This is a genomic window from Geminocystis sp. GBBB08 (assembly GCF_016743215.1).
GTDB lineage: Bacteria > Cyanobacteriota > Cyanobacteriia > Cyanobacteriales > Cyanobacteriaceae > Geminocystis.
Genome location: NZ_VRZC01000290.1, coordinates 1 through 1854 on the forward strand (window position 1 = coordinate 1; position 1854 = coordinate 1854).

At 28.6% G+C, this 1854-nt stretch carries 3 protein-coding genes and 1 pseudogene; 1 reads left to right on the forward strand and 3 read right to left on the reverse strand.

The features are described from left to right. The 3 genes and pseudogenes from FWJ34_RS19275 to FWJ34_RS19285 all read right to left on the reverse strand — a co-directional run. Window positions 1-601 (reverse strand): annotated as a pseudogene (locus FWJ34_RS19275) (hypothetical protein); the annotation flags it as partial. Window positions 602-758: 157 nt separating this feature from the next. Then, complete coding sequence (locus FWJ34_RS19280; RefSeq protein WP_308256945.1) at window positions 759-1007, reverse strand: type II toxin-antitoxin system HicB family antitoxin; 249 nt, start codon at window positions 1005-1007, stop codon at window positions 759-761. After that, window positions 1008-1244 (reverse strand): type II toxin-antitoxin system HicA family toxin, encoded by a 237-nt coding sequence (locus FWJ34_RS19285; RefSeq protein ID WP_308256946.1) that lies wholly within the window; start codon window positions 1242-1244, stop codon window positions 1008-1010. Between the two features lie 349 nt (window positions 1245-1593). Here FWJ34_RS19285 and FWJ34_RS19290 point away from each other — a divergent pair. After that, window positions 1594-1854 (forward strand): 2-C-methyl-D-erythritol 4-phosphate cytidylyltransferase (locus FWJ34_RS19290; RefSeq protein WP_308256947.1); only part of this gene is annotated, 261 nt, incomplete at its 3' end.

The window sequence follows — 1854 nt, forward strand, 5'->3', positions numbered from 1 at the left end:
GTAATTGGTCAATAACTACTAATCCTGTAAAAAATGCTGGAGGTAGAAAATAAATTCCTGAGTTTTTGCTTTTTTTTGTACCAAATTCTCTTAAAATATTTTCGGTAATACTCGGTGTCAAAATCAATAATCTAGGTAATTCAAACTCAGATAATTTTCTTTTTTTTGCCTTAGCTAAACGAGAAAATTCACCCAAAACTTCTAATAATTTTCTTAAACTTTTTTGTACATCATAACCAGTAATAGGATTATGATAATATTCAAATAAAGCCCTAGTTTGTGTTAATTCCCGAAATAAATGATTCGTAGTAATTAATCGAGGTGGCACAATCCATAAATCAATATCTGTTTGAGTAAATGTAGTAATAGTTCGTCCTGTTTCTATTTCAGTATAAGAAGATAATAACTCCAAAAAATAATCTTTTTTTAACTGTTCAATTAAGGGAATTTCGTTGATTTCTTCTTCTTCAATTTCTTCTGCTAATTTAAAATCTGTACATAAATGAGCAAGTCCAATATAATTCGGTGCTACTGCACAAAAGTTAGCTTGATAATAAAGGCATAAACCACAACTTTTAGTTCTAAAATCACTTAATATCATATTTTTCTATTAGACCTCTTGCAAAACAAAAATTAAAATGTATTTAAGATGAGAAATGATCAATTTTAATAACCATTGCAAGAGTGCAAGAGAGTGCAAGAAGTCTATTGTTTATCTTACGAGAGCGATCGCTTAATATCATAGTTTATGATAAGGTCTAATTATTAGCAATAAAATGAGAAGGTAAGGGAATAGAATCCCTATATTTCCATGCAGTTTCTAACCATGATTGTTTGGCATCTAAGATATTTTTCATTGCTTCTTCTAAAGTATCTCCTTCAGATATACAACCTTCTAAATCTTGAATTATTACGGTATATCCTCCTTCATTCTCGGGGTAAAAAGTAATTGGATAATTTAAGTTTAAATAATCTTCTAATGTCGTTAATTTATCTTGAATTTTCATTTATTCTCCTAATTTTAATAAAGTTATAATTTGTTTTAGATAAGTTCTTTTAACAGTTTTACCGCCTTTCTTGGGTACTGTTATTTTCAGTCCTTGATTATTTCTAAAAGTATGATGACTTCCCTTTGCTGATACTTCCTTAAAGCCAAAGTTAGTGAGAATATAATAGACATCATCATAACTTAATTCTGGTGGATCTCTTAATAATATATCGATTAATTTTTCTAATTTTCCCATAACTCTAATCTGATTCTATAGAACCTATTTGATATTTACATCTGTAACCGAAATAACAAAAGGTTTTGACGAGATTAAAGCATTTATTCTCAAATCATTACTATGTAATTCTTCTAAAAAAGATACCAAATGGGTTCTATAGATTTTCCTTATTTTGCTAACAACACTTGAATGTAATTAAACCCTATTCTTGTTAAACGATCTTTATGCTTGTGCCTTCTTTAATTTCTCGATGATGTATTTTAATTCAAAGGTAGCCATTTTCTAATTCTGCCATTTGAGAGTTTATCGTAAAATAAATATTGTTAATTTTCCCTACAATTAACTATTAACTATATTAATTATTATCATGTATTTATTAATTCCAGCGGCGGGAATGGGCAAAAGAATGGGCAGTAATCGCAATAAACTTTTATTAAAATTACAAGGAAAACCATTATTAGCATGGACATTAAAATCAGCTAGTGAATCTAAAAGTATAGAATGGATTGGTATTATAGGACAACCTTATGATTTTCCGATATTTGCAGAAATTATCGCCGAAGTTAACCCCTCAAAACCAGTAAAGTTAATTCAAGGAGGAGATACAAGACAAGAATCAGTATATAAT

What these genes read in the sequence shown, in the direction of transcription:
- FWJ34_RS19285 (WP_308256946.1), bottom strand. Translation starts at nt 1,244, where the DNA reads ATGGGAAAATTAGAAAAATTAATCGATATATTATTAAGAGATCCACCA.
- FWJ34_RS19280 (WP_308256945.1), bottom strand. Translation starts at nt 1,007, where the DNA reads ATGAAAATTCAAGATAAATTAACGACATTAGAAGATTATTTAAACTTA.